This window comes from Lactobacillus sp. M0393 (assembly GCF_016102025.1).
Classification (GTDB): domain Bacteria; phylum Bacillota; class Bacilli; order Lactobacillales; family Lactobacillaceae; genus Lactobacillus; species Lactobacillus melliventris.
Genome location: NZ_JACFPK010000004.1, coordinates 70,896 through 91,211 on the forward strand (window position 1 = coordinate 70,896; position 20,316 = coordinate 91,211).

A 20,316-nucleotide genomic window follows, 5' to 3' on the forward strand; every position below is an offset into this window, starting at 1 on the left:
TTCTAAAAACGGTACATATTATTATATAATTTCGTACCGTTTTTTATTTGGAATCTCTGCCAAAATATCTGAATGAGGTAAGTTAGTAACAACTGTTTAACCCGTTTGCATTTAAATATTAGCAAGTGCTTTTAAAAACGCAGTGTATTTTCAAACAAATTATAAACTAAAGTTAAGGGGTAGTTTAATGTGAATTTATGGCAATTAATGAATCGCAAAGAAGATCCAGGCATTTATCAAGAAAAAGACGGTCATTTAGTTAGAACGCTCAAGGTGCGTGACTTCCTGGCACTTGGTGTAGGCACAATTGTTTCTACTTCAATTTTTACTTTGCCTGGAGAGGTTGCGGCTTTACACACCGGTCCGGCCGTAGCCATATCATGTGTGATAGCATCTATTGTCGCCGGTCTGGTAGCTTTTGCTTATGCAGAAATGGCTGCAGCTATGCCTTTTGCAGGTTCAGTTTATTCTTGGATTAATGTCATTTTCGGTGAATTTTGGGGCTGGTTTTCAGGCTGGGCTTTACTAGCAGAGTATTTGATAGGAATGGCCTTCATTAGCTCCGGTTTGTCAGCCAATTTGCGTGCACTAATTGCTCCACTCGGCTGGAAACTACCTGCTAGTTTAGCTAATCCATTAGGTGTCAATGGCGGTTTATTAGATTTGGTCGCTCTATTAGCTATTTTATTAGCAGCCTTTCTAGTTAGTTTTGGCGTTTCTAAAGCCTCTAGAGTTGAAAACATCCTGGTAGTTGTCAAAGTGCTCGCTATTTTACTTTTTGTCGTTGTTGGCTTAACAGTTATCAAAAAAGCTAACTTTATTCCTTTTATACCTCATTATCGCGCCACAAGTCACGGTCCTTTTGGTGGCTGGCAAGGAATCTATGCCGGAGTTTCCATGATTTATATCTCCTTTTTAGGCTTTGATACAATCGCTTCAAACTCGGCTGAAGCCGTTAATCCCCAAAAGACTATGCCGCGTGGAATTATCGGCTCTTTATTAATTGCGGTGGTGCTTTTTGTGGCTGTGAGCTTGGTTTTAGTGGGTATGGTTCCTTACCAGCAATATTTAAATTCTGCTGAACCAGTCGGATATGCCTTGAGAACAGCTGGTTTTACTCACATAGCCACCATAGTACAGTCAGTTGCTATTTTAGGGATGTTTACAGCTTTGATCGGCTTATGTATGGCAAGTTCCCGCTTAGTGTATTCATTTGGCCGTGATGGTATGATTTCTAATAAACTGGGTAAATTAAATAATAATCACCGTCCCGCAAACTCATTATGGACTGTGGCAATAATTGCGATTATTATTTCAGCTTTTATTCCCTTTTCATTTTTAACACAATTAGTTTCTGCCGGTACTTTGATAGCTTTCATGTTTGTTTCAATTGGCATTTACCGTTTGAGACCACGTGAAGGAAAAGATATCGCCGACCCGGCATTTAAAATGCCCTGGTATCCGGTCCTTCCGCTTCTGGCATTTTTAGGTTCTTTTGCTGTTTTTTGGGGATTAGATCTGCAAGCAAAGAAATACATGTTAATCTGGTCACTAATAGGGATTGTCATCTATTTTGTTTATGGTATTCGTCACTCAGCCATGAACAAAATCAACAAAAATTGAATCATTTAGCTATAGTTAACAAAAAAGTCTGGAAAAATTTTCCAGACTTTTTTAAATATTTTTAAACCAGAATTGAATTTATAGGTTTTCATCCATATTAAAAGTTAATTTTGACATATTAATTGAGTCAATCATCATTTGCGCCCATAATTTCTCAGACCGTTTTCTGGTATAAGCAACTGTTTCTTGGTTTGCTTTGGTTAAATATGTAGTCAATTCACTGCCCTTTTTAGCTCCTGCTGCTTTAATAACATCATAAACCCGGCGACGATAATATTGGTTCAATTCATTTAGATAATCTGTATCCAATTGCACAAATTGTGAATAGTGGGTTTCTACCAAAGCCGCCAGTGATTTATAGTACCACCAAGCATCAGTGAGATTATATTCCATTGAAGTATTATTGTATGAAGGATCCGTGTCCTTCATATTAGCAAAAAATGGTACAAATGGTGTGAAAGTTGGACCACCAATGCACAACCACATAATAGCAGCTTTATCATGATCAACATCATTTCTAATTTGCAAGATATGAGAATTTTGGGTTCTGTTTAATCCAATTGGCCGAAAACGGTGTTTTTGCTCCTCTGTTCCTTTACCAAATGGATCATAAGGTGTGTTTTGGTAATGACTGCCGAGGACAAATTCAATATCCTCTCTGGTTATTTTCTTCGCCGCACGCCGAATGAATGGTAAATCACCGTCAGTCGGCTCTTGTTCAATTTCAGGGTTAAAATATTTTTGACCGTACCAAACTCTATTAGTGTTATAGTAACGATCTTGTTCACTATAAGTGCCAAAAATGTGGCGGAAATTCCAACCTTGATGATCAACATTTAAATGATGTTGCGCCACAAACTCTTGAATGCCTTCGCTCCACATAAAGCTGTCCGAATCATCAAAATCCACTTGTTCAATTGAAACCCGATTGGCTGCTATCGCATAGGCATCATCTGGAATACGCTGAGCAACCCAATGATGGCCCGTAACTATTTCCATGTACCATATTTCATCTTTATCACTAAAGAGAACTGAGTTACCAGCTGGCGAACCGAATTTGGCAATCAGTTTTCCTAAATATTCAACTCCGTTTCTAGCAGAATCAATATATGGCAGCACAACAGATTGCATGCAATCTTCGTCAAGCCCGTCCTTTACCAGGGGATCGAAAGCCAGTGCACGTTCATTGCCATATGTCGATTCAGTACAGGACATAGCAACATTTTTTTGATTAATGCCGCTCTCATCGTAATAGCCGCGATTTTTATAGTCAACGTTAGGTACAGCTGGAACCGCCTGAGCGTTTTCTGGTAGGTCTAATTTGAAATTATTCAACCAAGACTTAATTTTTCGCCCAGATTCATTTTTAGCTGCAGGTCTGATAATGAACTTTTGCGGCGTAATAGGACGAAAAGTATCATCATTACGAGCAATCATAGTTGAACCATCAACCGACGCATTTTTACCTACTAAAATTGTTGTACACGCACTGTATTCTTTCATTAAGTATCTTCCTTTTGCACAAATTTTATTCTTAAATTAAATCATGAAATAGTCCGACTGCATAATTTGCAGCATCAAAATCTGCCAAATCACTTGCCTTTTCACCTAGACCAACTAATTTTACCGGCAATTTCATTTCATTTCTAATTGCTAAGACTACCCCACCTTTTGAGGAACCATCTAGCTTAGTGAGCACCAAACCTGTCAGTTTGGTAGTTTTATCAAAGTCTTTGGCCTGCAATAATGCATTTTGCCCCGTTGAACCATCAAGTACTAAAAGAGTTTCAGTAGGTTCCTCTGGAGCTTGCTTTTTTATTGTTCTCTCAATCTTTTCCAGCTCGTTCATTAAATTCTTTTTATTTTGCAATCTACCAGCTGTATCAACAAGTAAAAAATCATAATTTTCTTGCAGAGCCTTTGTCGTGGCGTCATAAACAACAGAAGCCGGATCGGCTTGTTCCTTGCCAGTTACAACAGAAACACCAACTCTTTCTCCCCATTCAGACAGTTGTTCAACTGCACCAGCTCTAAATGTATCAGCTGCAGCTAAAAGAACAGACTTACCTTGGTCCTTAAAGCGTTTTGCTAATTTGCCAATTGTAGTGGTTTTACCGGCGCCATTGACTCCGACAAAGAGATAGATATTTGGTTTACCGTCATTATGAACAGTTAGCTTTTCATTTTCTGAATTACCACTTTCATCATAAAGGTCAACTAATTTTTCTACTATCACCTTTTTTAAATCGTCTCGAGATTTGGCTTTTTGCAATTTAGCTTCATCACGCAGTTCGTCTGTCAGTTCTTCAGCTGTTTCATAGCCAACATCAGACTCAATTAGTAGCTCCTCCAAATCGTCAAAAAAGTCTTCGTCAACTGTTCTAAACTGTGCGAAAAAGCGATTTAATCTAGCACCAAAACCTTGATTCGTTTTCTCCAAGCCTTTTTCATATAACTCAGTTTCATCCTCCTGATCTTCGCTAGCTGTTTCGTCCTCAGCTTCTTCATTTGGAGTCTGCTCCAGCGATGAAGTAGTAAAATCTTCATTTTGCTTTTCAGATTCATCTGTCTCAGCAGAATCTTTTTCTATTGCAGCTGACTCGTTACTACCGTCTTTAGTAATTTTTGTTTTTTCATCTTCTGCTTGGTCAGCGGAAACGTCTTGATCCTCTTTAGGACTTTCGTTTTTAGGTTGATCATTATTTTCGTTATTTTTGGTTTCGTCATTTTCACCAAACAATGATTTTTTAATTTTATCAAATAAACCCAATTTTATTTCACCTCGTTTTTTAATTCTTTTAAAGAAACGGATAATACTTGTGAAACTCCTGATTCTTGCATTACAACACCATAAAGCTGGTCTGCTCTTTCCATTGTGCCCCTTCTATGTGTGATTACAATAAACTGGGTATGCATGTCATATTCTTCTAAAAAGTTGGCAAAGCGAGTAACATTAGAGTCGTCCAACGCAGCCTCGACTTCATCTAACACGCAAAATGGCACTGGCTTAACCTTCAGCATGGCAAAAAGAAGAGTGATTGCGGTCAACGCCCGTTCCCCACCAGAAAGTAAACTGAGTCTTTGCAGTTTCTTTCCTGGTGGTTGAGCTATAATTTCGATACCGGTAGCTAATAAATGATCCGGGTCAGTTAAGACTAGCTTGGCACTACCGCCCCCAAAAACAACTGGGAATAGTTCATTGAAGCTTTTAGCTACAGCAGTGAAAGTTGTTTTAAACCGATTACAAACTTCTTGATCAAGTTCTGACATTGATTCTTCTAAATTATCTCGCCCTTTTAGCAAGTCATTTTGTTGAGCATTAAGAAAATCATACCGTTTCTTAACATTATCATACTCTTCAATTGCTTTTAGATTAACTGGCCCGATATCAGCAATAGACATACGATGCAATTTCACATCTTTTTGCAGTTGGGCACGATTTGCTTCGGTATTTTCCTTTTCTGCTTGATTCAAAGCTGCTTCATATGTTAACGAGTAATCAGAACTCAGGGTATCTAAACGCTGGTCTATCTGGCTATTTAATTGCGCTATTTTGACAGAATATTCTTTTTGCTCGGCAGCCGCATCTTTACGCAGATCATAATTTCGGCTTGCCACCTGATCAAGCTGGTTAATTTGTGCATCATATTGGCCTAGTTTAGAACTCAAACTATTAAGCTGCTTTTGTAATTTCTGCTTCTTAACGGCGCCATCATTTTTTTCCTGCTCAAAAGCTGTCTGTTTTTTATGATCAAGAAGATCATTCTGTTTAAGTTCATTTAATTTTTGCTCTAAAGTAGCAATTTGTTTTTGCTGCTGGTTTGCATCCCGCCTTTTTTCAGATATTTGTTTTGTAATATTTTCCAACTTGTTGGCATAAACAGCAATCTGCGGATCAAGCTCGTTCAATTTGGACTGAATATCATGATTTAGTTCAGTAAAGTTTTTAATCCGCAGTTGCAGATCACTAATTTTTTGCTTTTGCTGAGAAATTTCTGTTTGAAATCTCTTCTTTTCTTTTTCCGCTTGCATAATCTTTTGCTTAGTGGAATCAATTTCCTGATTGCGTTCTTCTTTTTGCTGTTCAAATAAACTATTAGCAGCCTTTAACCTGTTAACTTCTTTTTCCTGATTTTGATACGAAAGTGCTGTCTCACCTAAATTCTGTTTCAGATTTTGGAGCTTTGCTTGTGCATCTTTTACTTTTTTGAGCAGAACATTATTTTTCTTATTGACAACAGCTAAATCTGCTTCGCTATTTTTTATTTTCAGCTGTAATTTGCCAATTTTTTGCTTTAGTTCACCAAGTTCTGCTGTAGTTTGAAGCGGAGAATTACTTTTTTGATTGCGCACTCCTCCTGTCATTGAACCACCAGGTGAAATAACATCGCCATCAAGCGTAACAATACGATAGCGAGAAACGCGTTGCCTAATTTTTAGCGCATTATTTATGGTATCAACTATTATAGTATTTCCAAGCAAATAGTTAATCGCAGGCGTAATATTTTGACCAGGCAAACTTTTAACTATTTCACTTGCAATACCTTGAAAGCCAGAAAAAGATGAAATAGTCTTAATCGTCGAAGAAGGGATCGAATACTCCCGCAAGCCATCAAGGGGCAAAAAAGTAGCTCGTCCAGCACGATTTTCTTTTAACTGGTTAATGGCATCCCGAGCATCCAGTTTTGTTGCAGTTACTAAATTTTGAACTCCATTACCTAGAGCCGTAGCCATGGCAATTTCATATTTTGCAGGAAAAGTAATTAATTCACCCACAGCACCTATAACACCATGGTAATCTGCTAAATTATTTAGCACATTTTTAACACCATAAAAATACCCTTCGTGACGTTTACGGATATTTTCCAGTGCATCATGGCGTGCCCTTAATTGACTGAACTTCTGATTTGCTGTAGAAAGAGAATTTTGCAAAGTCAACAAATTATTTTGCGTTAGTTCTTGCTCTTCAGATAGCTCCTTTACCTGTTGTTTCTTATTTTGATAATCTTGCTTAAGCCTTTTGCCTTCGACCTGAAGTCTATTAAGTTCATCTTTTTCTGTTTTTAGTTCGTCAGAAACATTTTCTGTTTGCAGTTGGGTATTATCGCTAAGCTTTTTCAATTCAGAATTAAGATAAACAATTTCATTGTTATTAGAAGTTTGATCTTGTAACAACTGAATATAATTTGACCGCAGCCGCTCTAAATTTTGGTTCAGTTGTTCCGGGTTTTCTTTAAGCTGTGTCGTTAGCCCTACTCTCTTATTATTTAGCTCCTCTTGTTCTTTTTTTAGATGGCTTTCTTCTTCAAGCAGATTAGTTGTTTCCTTTCTGCTACTCACTACCTGCTCTTTTAAGTCGCTTAATTCGGACTGATATTCTTTTTTAGTAGCTTCATTATACTGTTTGCTCTGCTCGGAAACTTGCAAATGCGTATTTATTTCGGAAAGCTTTTTTGTCAACGAAAATAAGTCATTTTGAATTTGATCTTTTTGAGCATTTAAAGTCTGAAATTCTTTTCTTTTGTCAGCTACCGCACCCTGAGAGGCTTTAACTTCTTGATCCAATTTTGTTAACAGATTTTGATTTTGGTCAGCTTTTTCTTGCACTGTTTGTTTTTGTTTATCTAAATCTTGAATCTCAAAAGCTAATAAAGTTTTTAGTTCATGATCCAGACCTTTTTTCTGAAATTGATATTCCTTTGCCAGAGAACTTTGTTCATGAAGTGGCTCAATTCTCTGCTCCAGTTCTTTGACTAAATCATTGATGCGCACCAAGTTATCTGTTGTCTGTTGTAATTGAACTTTTGCTTCTTCTTTTTGCTTTTTAAAATGTAATACTCCAGCTGCTTCCTCAAACAGTGAGCGCCGCTCTTCAGGACGGGAATTTAATACTTGATCAACCCGTCCCTGTGAAATGATGGCTAAGCTTTCTTGTGAAATGCCAGAATCCAGAAACAAGGCTCGGACATCTCGTTGTCTAACACTTTTTTTATTTATTAAATATTCGTTATCTCCCGACCGTAAAATTCGCCGAGTTACAATTACCTGGTCATCCTTAAAATTAAGTTCACCTTTTTTGTTGTCAAAAATAAGGGAAACTTCAGCGTGGTTGGCCGGCTTACGAAATTCACTACCCGCAAATATCACATCTTTCATGTTTGAGCCCCGCAAAGACTTGGCGCTTGACTCACCCATGACCCATCTTATTGCTTCAGTAATATTGCTTTTACCACTACCATTAGGACCCACTATGCCAGTAATACCAGTATCGAATTCTATTTTTGTTTTTTCGGCAAAAGATTTAAAGCCGTCAATTATTAGTTCAGTTAGTGGCACACACTCATCTCCCTAATTAAGCTTATTTAAAGCAGTTTTCGCAGCCTCTTGCTCTGCAGCTTTTTTATTATGGCCTTGCCCTTGAGACAATACTTTGCCATTGACAACTAACTGGACCGTAAAACTAGACGGCAGCTGTTCTTCTTTTAAGACTTCGTATTCAATCTTTACTGGTCCGTTTTGCTGCAATAATTCTTGTAAATCAGTCTTATAATCACGTGAAGCATCAAATTTCCCAGCATCAATTAACGGGTACACTGTTAAACTCAAAAAATGTTCGACTGCTTCCATGCCCTGATCAAGAAAAAGCGCTCCATTAAATGCTTCAAAAACGTCCTCTAGCAGTGTCTTACGAGAACGTGCACCAGCTTTTTCCTCACCATGACCTAGATTAATTTCAGCCGGAAAGCCAAATTTCTGAGCAAATTCCGCAAAGCCTTCAGTATCAACAATATTAGAACGCATTCTGGTTAATTCACCCTCATTGAGACTCGAGAAATTACGATAAAGGTAATCAGATATTGCTAATTCTAAAACTGCATCACCCAAAAATTCCAACTTTTCATAATCACGAATGCCGTCTCCAGGATGCTCGTTGGCATATGAAGAGTGGGTAAAGGCTTCTTCTAATAACTTCTGATCGTTAAATTTAATTTTATATTTCTTATCTAATCGATTAATAAACTTGGTACTAACCATTCTATCATCTCCTTAATAACCTAAATTATACCAGTTTTTGAGTGTAAAAAAGAAAACTATTGTTTCAAAAAAACAATAGCCTTCTAATTTTTATTCTATATTAACTTTTATTTTGTATAAGCAACCTTGTACCAAAGTGGATGTCCGTTATTTTGCTTAGATGGCTTTTGTGAATAACCGGTAAGTTTGCTGTTAACGGCATCAATTTGATATGCATTGTAAAGCGGAACAACATAAGCCTGATCAAACATGTATTTTTGCCATTCATGGAATTTTTCTACACGATACTTATGGTTAAACGCTTTTTGAGAATCCATCTCTTTGATTAGTTTCGTATTTTCTGGAGTGACAAAACGTGAATAGTTGGACATTGTCCCTTCACTGTACATTTGTTCTTGAGAAGGTTCAGACGAAAGACCCCATGCAGCCATAAACATGTCAACGTCAGGTGAATCATGTTGAACTTTATCATAAAATGAATTAAATTCTGTCAAGCGGCCACCGACCAGTTTAACATTTAAACCAATTTTATTCCATTGTTGAATAAAGTTTTGCATGATTGGTTGTTGAATTGAATTACCAGACATAGCCATGAAATGAATAGTTAATGGCTTGCCATTAGGTTGTACACGCCACTTGCCTTTTTTCTTGTAGCCAGCTTTATCTAAGATTTGATTGGCTTTCTTAATGTTATAGGTATACCCTTTAACACTTTTATCAAAATAATCACCGAATTCTGCTGGAATTAAAGTTGGAACTTGGAAGCTTAAGCCATCAGTATAGTGTCTATAAACAGCATCAGTATTCATTGCATAAGCTATAGCTTGACGTAATGCCTTGTTATTCATTTTGGCTTTCGGATTCATCACGTTCTTTGATTTTTTACTATCCCATTTACCAACCTTGAAAGCTAAATAACTGTAATATAGAGGAATTTTAGCAACAAATGTGACATCCTTGGTATCCTTAACTTGTTTCCACTGGCTGTTAGTAACCCTGATAATATCAAATTTATGATTTTTAATTGATTGTGAAGCAGAGTTCGGGGAAACAACTTGATAAACAATTTTATCTAATTTCGGCTGACCACGCCAATAATATTTATTTGGAACCCAGGTAACAGATTGACCACGTACAATTTTATCAAGCTTATAGGGACCAAAGAACAAAGGATTCTTTCTCAACTTATCTGATGATTCCAGTTTTGCGAAAGGAACATCTTTTAAATAGTGATATGGTGCGGCTGCCTCCCAAATATAGCCGTTACCACTATAATACATACCAGGTTTTAATTCTTTGCAGTGTAACACTACTACTCGTCCATCTGGACCATCAGGCATTTCTATTCCTGAAATTGTTTTGGCCTTGCCTTCATGATATTCTTTCAACCCATTAATAATATTGAGTTGATTGGCGTATCTTTGAGATTTAGTTGCTTTATTTGCAATTATCTCATACGCGAATTCTATATCCTTGGCAGTAACCTGCTTACCGTCAGACCATTTAACGCCCTTTTTAACTGTAATAGTTGCAGTTTTTGCTTTACGATCAAGTTTGAGAGTAGCTGGACCCTTATCATTTATCTTGTAATTATCATCTGTTTCAAATAATGATTCTTGACCTGGACTTGCGACATCAGCACTTGGTTGATCCATTTGCAGTTCTTCATTAAAGACTCCGGTGAATGGTGTATCAGTTACTTCAGCAACTTTAATTGTTCCACCCTTCTTGGCAGTCTTAACCGGTGTCTCAATTGGGAACTTGCTGGCAGTCTTAGCTCCCTCATTGCTAGTGCTCTTATTGCTTTTACCACAAGCTACTAAAGTTAACGCAGCTGTTGTTACAATTCCGACTGTGCCTATAATTTTTCTTGTTCTCATCATACATGTCTCCTTTATATGCAAAGTTAATAGTATTTTGGAAACAAGCTAACAGATAAATGTTAACATTAATCATTAAAAAAGCAAGGCAAATCCAGAAATTATACTGTCTATAAATAGTAAAGTAATTAAAAAATAAATATTATTCAAATAATAAAAATTCTTTCAAATGTTTTGAGTAATAAATATCATAAAGAATTAAATTTATATTTTAAAAGATATAAATGATTCATATATATCAGTATGACACTACAAGTATTAAGGAAAAACTTTAAAAAGCAAAAATAAAAAATACCAAACTATTTTGCTAGCCTGGTATTTTTACTTAAATTCTATTATTTAACAAAACCAACTTGGTACCATAGCTGGTGACCATTGTTATTTTGTGATGGCTTCAAGGAGTATCCAGTAATCTTGTCATTTACAGAATAAATTTTATAAGCATTTACTGTTGGAACAACATAAGCCTGGTCAAACATGTATTTTTGCCATTCGTGGAACTTTTGAACACGATATTTATGGTCTAAAGCCTTTTGAGAATCAATTTCATCAAGTAGTTTACTGTTCTCTGGAGTTACAAAACGTGAGTAATTAGATGGTGTTGCTTCTTTGTAAAGGTCTGCTGGAGATGGTTCACTTGAAAGGTTCCAACCTGCTAAGAACAAGTCTACTGAAGGATCATCGTGTTGAACCTTATCATAAAATGAGTTGAATTCTGTCAAACGACCACCGACTAAGGACACATTCAAGCCAATTTTATGCCATTGTTGCAAATAATTCTGAATAAGTGGCTCTTGTACAGCACTCCCTGACATTGCCAACAGATTAATTTTCAACGGCTTACCATTTGGTTTAGCACGCCATTTACCCTTCTTTTTATAGCCAGCTTTATCCAAAATTTGGTTTGCTTTTTTCAGGTCGTAAGTATAACCCTTAATGCTCTTATCATAGTAATCACCAAACTGTGCCGGAATCAAAGTTGGGACATGGAAAGAAAGCCCTTTGGTATAGTGTTTATAAACTTGGTCAATATTCATCGCATAAGCCATTGCCTGACGTAGTGGCTTATGATTCATTTTGGCATTAGGATTCATGACATTTTTGCCCTTTTTGGCATCCCACTTACCAACTTTAAATGCCATGTAACTATATGACAAAGGAATTTGAGCGACAAAATTTACATTCTTAGTCTTTTTAACTTGATCCCATTGTGAATTAATAACCTGAATAATATCAAATTTGTGACTCTTAATTGCTTGACTAGCGGAATTAGGATTAATAACCTGGTAAATGACCTTATCTAATTTTGGTTTACCACGCCAATAATATTTGTTTGGTGTCCAAGTTACTGATTGCCCACGAACGATCTTGCTGACAGCATATGGGCCAAAGTATAACGGCTTTTTCCTAATTTGATCAGACTCTTTTAGCTTACTAAAAGGAACATTCTTTAAGTAGTGATATGGTGCAGCTGATTCCCAGAAATAACCGTTACCACTGTTGCTCATACCTGGTTTCAATTCAGGGTAATGAAGCACAACTGTTCTCCCGTTAGGACCATCAGGCATTTCAATACCTGAAATCGTCTTGGCCTTACCATCATGATATGCTTGTAAACCTTTAATAGTGGCTAACTGACTAGTATATCTTTCTGATTGTGTGGCCTTATTAGCGAATATTTCATAGGAATATTCCACGTCTTTAGCAGTAACCTGCTTGCCATCTGACCACTTAACACCCTTCTTGATAGTGATGGTGACAGTCTTATTCTTTTTATCCAACTTCATTGTAGCTGGACCTTTATCGTTAATTCTATATTTATCATCAGTATCAAAAAGTGATTCTTCACCAGGAGATGCAACTTCACTGTCAATAGCACTCATAGCTAACTCATCAGAAAAAATTCCTGTGAATGGTGTATCTGTTTCTAAGGCAACTTTAACAGTTCCACCCTGTTTAGCTTCCTTCTTGGGTACTGCTACCGGAAACTTACTAGCTGTTTTAGCATTAGAATTGTCATTGGCCTTATTATTAGATTTACCGCAAGCTACCAGCGTTAAAGCAGCTGCTGTTACTACCCCCAATGATTTATATAAATTAGATTTTTTCATCTCTACATAACTCCTTTTTATTATCAGGAAAATTTAATTTTCAAAACAAGTTAATAATTAAATATTACCACATAAAATTAAAAAAGCAACGGTTTATTCATTTTTGTTTAATAGATATTTATTTCAAAAAGAGCAATTTCTGATGTTAAATGTTGCCGTAAATACCTAATACCAACTTTATCAGTCTTTATGGGGTAGAAATTAAACAGTTTAATTTTTGAATTTCTTGTCATAAAAGTTAGTGATAGAGAAATTAAAGAAAAAACTGCTAATGAATAATTTAGTAATTTTTCAAAATTATCCATTAGCAGAGATTTTAAAATATTAATGATAAAACTAAGTTTTAATTTTCTCTTTGCCGCGCATCTCCAGCCCTTTGTAAAGCACGACCAACATAATTGATACTTAAAGAAATAGCTAGTAGCAGTATTGTAGCCGGCAGCCATAACCAAGGCCTGTTGACAACGTTAACCGGATCATTGGCAAATCCAATTAAAGTACCTAAGGAAGGAACTGTAGGCGGTAAGCCGTAGCCAATAAAGGATAAAGTTGCTTCAATACCGATGTTTCCGGCAACTGTCAGTACCACATCAATAATTAGCATAGAGCCAATGTTTGGTAGGACTTCTCTAAACATTATTTTCAAGTCTGATGAACCAGAAGTTTTTGATGCCAGCACATAGTCTCTTCCTCTTTGAGAAAGAACAAATGCCCTAAAGTATCTTGCCGTACCTGTCCAGCCAAACATCGAGATTATCCAAACTAAAGTAATAGGGCTGTAATGTGGTATAACAGTTACCAAGACAATTTCTATAGGCATTGTTGGCAAAACCTGCACAAAGTCAACTATTCTCATAATGACAGCGTCAACATAGCCACCATAATATCCTGAAACAAGGCCAACAACTAAACCAACGGTCTCACAAACAGCAGTAACCCCAAGTCCGATAAGGATAGAATTACGACCACCCATAATTAATAAGTTAAGAATATCTCGTCCACCATCATCAGTTCCCAGAATATGACCATCAGTGAACCAGCCTGTATAAGCATCGATTATATTTGCTTCAGTAACTTTATCAGAGTTTAAGAATAGTGATCCGCCAAAAGTTAATAGTAAAACTAAGACTACCACTATGAATGCAGTTAAAGCTTTCCTGTCCTTAACAACTTCTCGTACAACTACTCTAAAACTTGAAGCAGGAGAAGAAACTCGCACTTTCTTGGCTTTATCAGTTGAAGTGGTTTTATTTTTTTTCAACATTTGTCTCCCCTTCTTTACTTTATCCTAATTCTTGGATCTACAATGCTCATTATAATATCTGATAATAAATTACCGAGTAGAGTAAGAAAACCAAAGATTAAAATTAATGCAGTTAGCGTAGTATAGTCACGCTGTTGTATTGAGTCTAAGAACAATTTTCCCATACCAGGATAGCTAAAAACAGTTTCAATAATCATTGAACCACTTAACAGACCAGTTATAACTGTACCAAATGAAGAAGCTATAGGTAACAAGGAATTACGTAAAATATGTTTATTAAACACAACTTTTTCAGGAACTCCTTTACTGTGGGCTGTTCTAACATAATCTTCAACTTTATTATCGACAATTCCTGTTCTTAAATATTGCACGATTCCAGTAGTCGTTATCAACGCACTCAGGATAGCTGGGAAAATGATATGGTAAAGCTGACTGCCTAATGTACCCCAGAAACCAGAAGCATTAGGAGAAACCGAACCTGAAATAGGGAACCAGCCTAAGAGAAAGCCAAACAGCCAGATACCTAAAATGTAAAATACAAAAGGAGGAATAGCAAAAGTAACATAATTAAAAATTTGTACAGCTTGATCTTGCCATTCATCTTGATGTTTACCAGCAATCACACCAAGAGGGATTGAAATACTGTAACTGATTATTGTTGTTAACAGCGAAAGCCAAAAAGTGTTTACAGCTCTATCAGCAATTAAAGATGTCACCGGAACGTGCTGAATGTAACTGGTACCCAAATCACCTTTAAAAATATTACCTACCCAACGAGCATATTGTACTGGGACTGGATCATATAGTCCCGCAGCTCTTTTAAGAGCCTCTAGTTGCTTAGGGTCAGTATTAGGATTAATTTGTCCCGTAAATGGGTCTCCCGGCATCATTTTTGCCAAGAAAAAGACTAAAATGCTTAAAATGATCAATTGTGGGATCATAATTAAAACACGTCTTAAAACAGTTTTCCACATGATTATGCTCCCTCCTTATCATTTGTTTCTTCTTCGACTATTTCTTTTTCAGGTAAAGCGACTAAATGTTTATCTGATACGTGTTTAAGTGGAAAAACTCGTCCATCTTTGTCGTACCACTTACTTTGATCATTCTGAAATTCTTGTTCAACTTCTTGACGGTGTTTCTTATGTTCATCTCGATGTTCAACATCTACTTGCGGAATAGCGGAAAGCAGCCTTTTCGTATAGATGTGCATTGGATGCTGATAAATATCTTCTCTTGAACCAATTTCAACCAAACGACCACGATGCATAATAGCCAAATTCTCAGACATATGCTTAACGACACCTAAGTCATGAGAAATAAAGAGGTAAGCAATATTGTACTGCTGCTGAATATGCTTCATAAAGTTCAGCACCTGTGCTTGAACTGATAAATCTAAGGCACTGGTTGGCTCATCAGCGACAACCAGACGTGGATTAGTAGCAACCGCTCTGGCTACGCCAATTCTTTGTCTTTGACCGCCTGAAAATTCGTGCGGATATTTATATATTGAGTCACTAGGCATTCCAACGATATCAAGTAATTCTTGCACACGATCACGCTCTTGATCAGTTGTTAAATTTTCAAAATTGCGTATTGGCTCTGCAATAATATCCTCAATTCGTTTTCTCGGATTTAAACTTGACAGAGAGTCCTGAAAAATCATTTGGACATCTTTATTGTAATTGAGTCTGCGGCGATTTTTGGATTTGGTAATATCGACACCCTTATACATAATACTGCCGCTGGTAACAGGTTCAACCCCAACAATAGCCTTGCCTGTAGTCGACTTGCCTGAACCTGATTCACCTATAAGTCCGTATGTTTCTCCTTCATTGATAGTAATACTAATATCATCAACGGCACGAACATAATCGGTAATACGATTCCAAAAACCAGATCTGATAGGATAATGAACTTTTAAGTTTTTTACTTCAATAATTTCTTTAGCCATAAACTACTCCCCACTCACTTCATCTTGAAAGTGGAACGTCTTCCAGCAAGTACATCTAACCCAATGCCCTGGTTCAACTTCATGCATTACTGGATTTTCCTCATGGGCACTTGCAGGTATCCACGGTATTCTAGCAGCAAACCTGTCACCTTTTCTAGGCATATTTTGCAATGATGGAACTGTTCCTTGAATAACATGTAAATCTTCTTCTTCATCTTCAGATTGAGGCATTGAATTTAACAAAGATCGGGTATAAGGGTGAAGTGGATGTTCAAAAATTGTTTTGACATCAGCTTTTTCTACTATTTGACCACCATACATAACAGCAACCTCATCAGCTGTTTCAGCAACTACTCCCAAGTCATGAGTTATTAAAATAATACCAGATTGAGACTGCTTTTGGATATCTTCAAGCAAGTCCAAAATTTGTGCTTGAATAGTTACATCAAGGGCAGTTGTCGGCTCATCAGCAATGATAATTTCAGGTTTACATGCAACAGCCATGGCAATAACCACACGTTGCCTTAATCCACCAGATAATTCAAATGGATACATGGCGTATGTTTCTTCAGGTTTCGGCATACCCACCTGATTAAAAAGCTCAATTACACGTGCATGACGTTGTTTCTCATCCATATCTGTATGGTAATACAAAGTTTCTGCTACTTGATCACCAACTCTCATTAGTGGATTTAAACTGGCCAAAGGATCCTGAAAAATCATTCCGATTTTATTCCCACGAATTTTATCGAACAGTGATTCATTCAGGCCTACCAAGTTCAATTCATTATAAAGAATATCACCTGTTACTTTTGTATTTTTATGGTCGTACAAACCGATAATACTAGATGCGATTGTACTCTTACCACAACCAGATTCACCTACAATTGATAAAATTTCATTCCTTTTCAAAGTTAAATTAATATCATCTGCAGCATCATAAAATTTCCCATTTAAACGATATGCTGTATGTAAATGCTGGATATCTAGCAAGAGATCACTTTGTTTTTCCAAAGGTCATTTCCCCTCTCAAATCTTCAATGAATTTATTAAAGATATTTAATAAATTTATTTAATTTCTAATTATAACCGTGAAACAAATTGTATGCAAACTAATAATTAATTTTTTTAATTAGTTTTGATGATTTGCAACGTAATTAACAGCATCACCAACAGTTTTAATTTTTTCTGCATCTTCATCAGAAATCTCGGCGCCGAATTCATCTTCTAATTGTAAAATGAATTCCACTAAGTCAATGGAATCAGCGTCCAAATCACTAGTGAAATTAGTTTCATCGGTTATTTTGTCTTTATCAACTTCAAAATTATCTGCTAAAATATCCCTGATTTTATTAAAAATTTCTTCTTTACTCATGTTGCTACTCCTTGTTGTTACTTGCTTTCGTTAGCAAATTCTGCTTTAAAATTATCAATTATTTTTTCCTGTAAAATTTTATCAATTTGCTTAATTGTAAAATATACAGCACGCTGATCTGAACGACCGTGTGTTTTAACTACAGGAGCATTAACTCCGAGTAAAACAGCACCACCATATTTAGCTACATCAAATTTTGAAATTAAACTTTTTAGTGCCTTTTTAATCATCAATGCACCTAATTTAACAAAAGGTCCATTATTGAGCAAACTATCTTTTAACAGATGGATTAAAACACCAGAAGTGCCTTCAATATTTTTTAAAACTGCATTGCCTGTAAAACCGTCTGTCGCAATTACATCAGCTTTACCGTCCAATAATTCGTTGCCCTCAATGTTACCTATAAAATTAAGCTTGCTATTCAGCAATAATTGAAAGGCTTGCTGATGAACATCATCACCTTTATCATTTTCAGACCCATTATTAAGCAGACCAACCCGGGGGTTTTTTATTCCTCTGACTTTTTCAGCATAATATGAGGCCATTTTAGCCCAAGCCAGCAAATATTCCGGTCTGCTTTTGGCATTTGCACCAACATCGATCATATTGAAACCATCATCAGAATTCTTTACTGGCAGGGTCGGCATAAAACCCGGACGAGTTACTCCTTTAATTCGTCCTATTATAAATATACCACAAGCTAAAATGGCACCCGTATTTCCTAGTGAAAAAAGTGCATCTGCCTTGCCCTGCTTCACAAATTGCGCCGCCACGACAAGTGATGAATCCTTTTTAGACCTAATTGCCTTAACTGGTTCATCTTCATCATTAATTATCTGAGTGGTATTAATAACCTCTGTCTGACTTTTATCCTCGCCTAATAGTTGCGTTATTTTCGCTTGATCGCCAAAAAGTATAAATTTCGTTTGCGGCAGTTCTTTTTTTGCCTGCAATACTGCTTGAATAATTGCTTCAGGAGCATTTTCTCCGCCCATTGCATCAATGGCAATAGTTCTCATCTTATCCTCAACCTTTACTAAGTTCTTTTTTGTTGTAATTGCTTATATTCTAACACTTGTTTTAAAGTTTTATTTTCAGATTTTTGCAAGAGAGGATCATTTTTAATCAATTTTTTGGCCTCTTTTTGTGCCACTACCATGGTATTGTAATTGTTAACAACGTCTCCTACCTGAAATTCAGGTAAACCAGATTGTGCCTTACCAAACAGATCACCTTCACCGCGCATCTTTAAATCTTCTTCTGCTAACTTAAATCCGTCTGTTGTTGATGCCACTATTTTCATGCGGGATTTACCGGCCTGGGTGTTGGGATCAGCTAAAAAAATACAGTAACTCTGAGTTTTTCCCCGACCAATTCGTCCACGCAACTGGTGCAGTTGACTAATACCAAAGCGATCAGCATTATAAATGACCATCATATTAGCATTAGCAACGTCTACTCCTACTTCAATTACGCTAGTAGTAACCAAGATATTAATATCACCTGCGGCAAAAGCAGCCATAATGTCGTCTTTTTTATTTCCTGGCATTTGCCCATGAAGTAAAGCAACCTTTTCATTAGGAAAGTCACGATTTAGCTTGTAGTAAAGCTGTTCAGCATTTTTTAAATCTAAGTCTTCCGATTCTGAAATTAAAGGTGTGACAGCATATATTTGGAATCCCTGCTCTAATTGCTCACGCATTAGTTGATATACTTGATCCATTTGCGTGCTCGTTTTCCACCAGGAAACTATCTTTTTTCGTCCTGCCGGCAGGTGGTGTATTTCGGAAATAGTCATGTTGCCATACACTGTTAAAGCTAAAGTTCGCGGAATTGGTGTGGCTGTCATTGCTAAAACATCAGGCAAATTTCCCTTATTGACTAAGGCTTGTCTTTGATTAACACCAAAGCGATGTTGTTCATCAATAATAACTAATCCCAATTTTTTAAAAATCACACTAGATTGAATTAAAGCGTGAGTACCTATCACAACATTAATAGTACCATCAGTTAGTTCATTATAAATTTCTCTACGCTCCAAAGTTTTGGTAGAACCCGTCAAAAGAGCACAGCGAACTCCCATAGGTTTCAGCAACTCATCAATCTTTTTAAAATGTTGGGTTGCTAATATTTCTGTTGGAACCATCAGTGCAGCTTGAAAGCCGGCTGTCACTGCCGCAAAAAGTGCATAAACAGCGACTATTGTCTTTCCAGAACCCACATCCCCTTGCAACAGTCGCTGCATTTGAACTGAAGAAAATAAATCAGTAAAAATTTCGTTAATTACATGCTTTTGATCTGCAGATAGTTCAAATGGTAGTGACTTAGTAAGCTTGGCAATTTCATCTAAGTTATACTTTTTAGCAATCCCCTTATTACGCGGATTGTATTCAGTCAACTGGGCTAGTTCAGTTTGAAATATAAAAAACTCTCTAAAAATGGCACTTCTTTTAGCAACCTGAGATTCTGTAGCATTTTGTGGATGATGCATTTCTTGTACAATACTACTTTCAGGTAGCAAGCGGTATTTTTGCCTTATCTTAGTAGGAACTACATTATCAACTTCAGCTAAATAATCATCTAAGGCAAGATTGATTAAATCTATTAGTTTTTTTTGCTTAATCTGCCGGTTTACTGAATAAATGGGTGCCATACCACTGTCATTTTCTTTTGCTGCAACGAACTTAAAGGCAGCCAGGCTTTGTCTAGCAGCATTATACTTACCGTAAATTGCTACTTCTTTGCCAACTGCAATTTTTTCTTTTAACCATGGTTGATTAAAAAAATTGACCATGATGACATCATGGTCAATTCTTAACTTAAAACTAAGGCGGCTTTTTTTATAACCAAACCTGGTTACAAAAGCATCTGTTGCAACAATTCCCTTAAGCATTACCTTTTGACCATCCATGATCTGATCAAGAGGAATCGTTTGAAGCTCATCATAACGAAATGGAAAATAATACAACAAATCATAAACGCTATAAATTCCCAAACTTCCAAGAGCAGCAGCAGTCTTTGTTCCCACACCTTTCAAATCGGTTACTGGAGCAAAAAGTTCTTTTGCTATCATA

At 36.5% G+C, this 20,316-nt stretch carries 14 protein-coding genes; 1 reads left to right on the plus strand and 13 read right to left on the minus strand.

Features of this window, described 5'->3' with window-relative positions; translation table 11 throughout:
• The first annotated feature begins 189 nt into the window (after positions 1-189).
• Positions 190-1,623, plus strand: a complete 1,434-nt coding sequence (locus tag H3R29_RS04015; RefSeq protein WP_198202154.1) for an APC family permease — start codon at positions 190-192, stop codon at positions 1,621-1,623.
• Positions 1,624-1,701: 78 nt separating this feature from the next.
• Here the strand turns inward: H3R29_RS04015 and H3R29_RS04020 are convergent, their stop codons facing one another.
• The 13 genes from H3R29_RS04020 to recG form a co-directional block, all read right to left on the minus strand.
• Positions 1,702-3,126, minus strand: coding sequence for a C69 family dipeptidase (locus tag H3R29_RS04020; protein WP_198202153.1), 1,425 nt, complete (start codon positions 3,124-3,126; stop codon positions 1,702-1,704).
• Positions 3,127-3,157: 31 nt separating this feature from the next.
• Positions 3,158-4,393, minus strand: coding sequence for a signal recognition particle-docking protein FtsY (gene ftsY, locus H3R29_RS04025; RefSeq protein WP_198202152.1), 1,236 nt, complete (start codon positions 4,391-4,393; stop codon positions 3,158-3,160).
• 2 nt (positions 4,394-4,395) lie between these two features.
• On the minus strand, positions 4,396-7,959 hold the full coding sequence (gene smc / locus H3R29_RS04030; protein ID WP_198202151.1) for a chromosome segregation protein SMC: 3,564 nt from the start codon (positions 7,957-7,959) through the stop codon (positions 4,396-4,398).
• A 12-nt stretch (positions 7,960-7,971) separates the two neighbouring features.
• Positions 7,972-8,658 carry a ribonuclease III gene (gene rnc / locus H3R29_RS04035; RefSeq protein WP_046325042.1) on the minus strand — a complete coding sequence of 229 codons (687 nt, stop codon included), beginning with the start codon at positions 8,656-8,658 and terminating at the stop codon, positions 7,972-7,974.
• Positions 8,659-8,765: 107 nt separating this feature from the next.
• The gene (locus H3R29_RS04040; RefSeq protein ID WP_187157513.1) at positions 8,766-10,538 is read right to left on the minus strand and encodes an oligopeptide ABC transporter substrate-binding protein; all 1,773 of its coding nucleotides are present in this window, start codon (positions 10,536-10,538) and stop codon (positions 8,766-8,768) included.
• 335 nt (positions 10,539-10,873) lie between these two features.
• Complete coding sequence (locus H3R29_RS04045; RefSeq protein ID WP_046325044.1) at positions 10,874-12,649, minus strand: oligopeptide ABC transporter substrate-binding protein; 1,776 nt, start codon at positions 12,647-12,649, stop codon at positions 10,874-10,876.
• Between the two features lie 343 nt (positions 12,650-12,992).
• Complete coding sequence (locus H3R29_RS04050) at positions 12,993-13,913, minus strand: ABC transporter permease (RefSeq protein ID WP_046325045.1); 921 nt, start codon at positions 13,911-13,913, stop codon at positions 12,993-12,995.
• A gap of 14 nt (positions 13,914-13,927) precedes the next feature.
• Positions 13,928-14,887, minus strand: a complete 960-nt coding sequence (gene opp4B, locus H3R29_RS04055) for an oligopeptide ABC transporter permease (protein ID WP_046325046.1) — start codon at positions 14,885-14,887, stop codon at positions 13,928-13,930.
• Between the two features lie 2 nt (positions 14,888-14,889).
• Positions 14,890-15,867: an ATP-binding cassette domain-containing protein gene (locus H3R29_RS04060; protein ID WP_187157488.1), complete on the minus strand. Its 978-nt coding sequence runs from the start codon at positions 15,865-15,867 to the stop codon at positions 14,890-14,892.
• A gap of 3 nt (positions 15,868-15,870) precedes the next feature.
• Positions 15,871-16,881 carry an ABC transporter ATP-binding protein gene (locus tag H3R29_RS04065; protein ID WP_046325048.1) on the minus strand — a complete coding sequence of 337 codons (1,011 nt, stop codon included), beginning with the start codon at positions 16,879-16,881 and terminating at the stop codon, positions 15,871-15,873.
• 118 nt (positions 16,882-16,999) lie between these two features.
• Positions 17,000-17,242, minus strand: coding sequence for an acyl carrier protein (gene acpP / locus H3R29_RS04070; RefSeq protein WP_046325049.1), 243 nt, complete (start codon positions 17,240-17,242; stop codon positions 17,000-17,002).
• Between the two features lie 17 nt (positions 17,243-17,259).
• The gene (gene plsX, locus H3R29_RS04075) at positions 17,260-18,261 is read right to left on the minus strand and encodes a phosphate acyltransferase PlsX (protein WP_198202150.1); all 1,002 of its coding nucleotides are present in this window, start codon (positions 18,259-18,261) and stop codon (positions 17,260-17,262) included.
• A 17-nt stretch (positions 18,262-18,278) separates the two neighbouring features.
• Positions 18,279-20,315, minus strand: a complete 2,037-nt coding sequence (gene recG, locus H3R29_RS04080; protein WP_198202149.1) for an ATP-dependent DNA helicase RecG — start codon at positions 20,313-20,315, stop codon at positions 18,279-18,281.
• Position 20,316 lies beyond the last annotated feature (1 nt).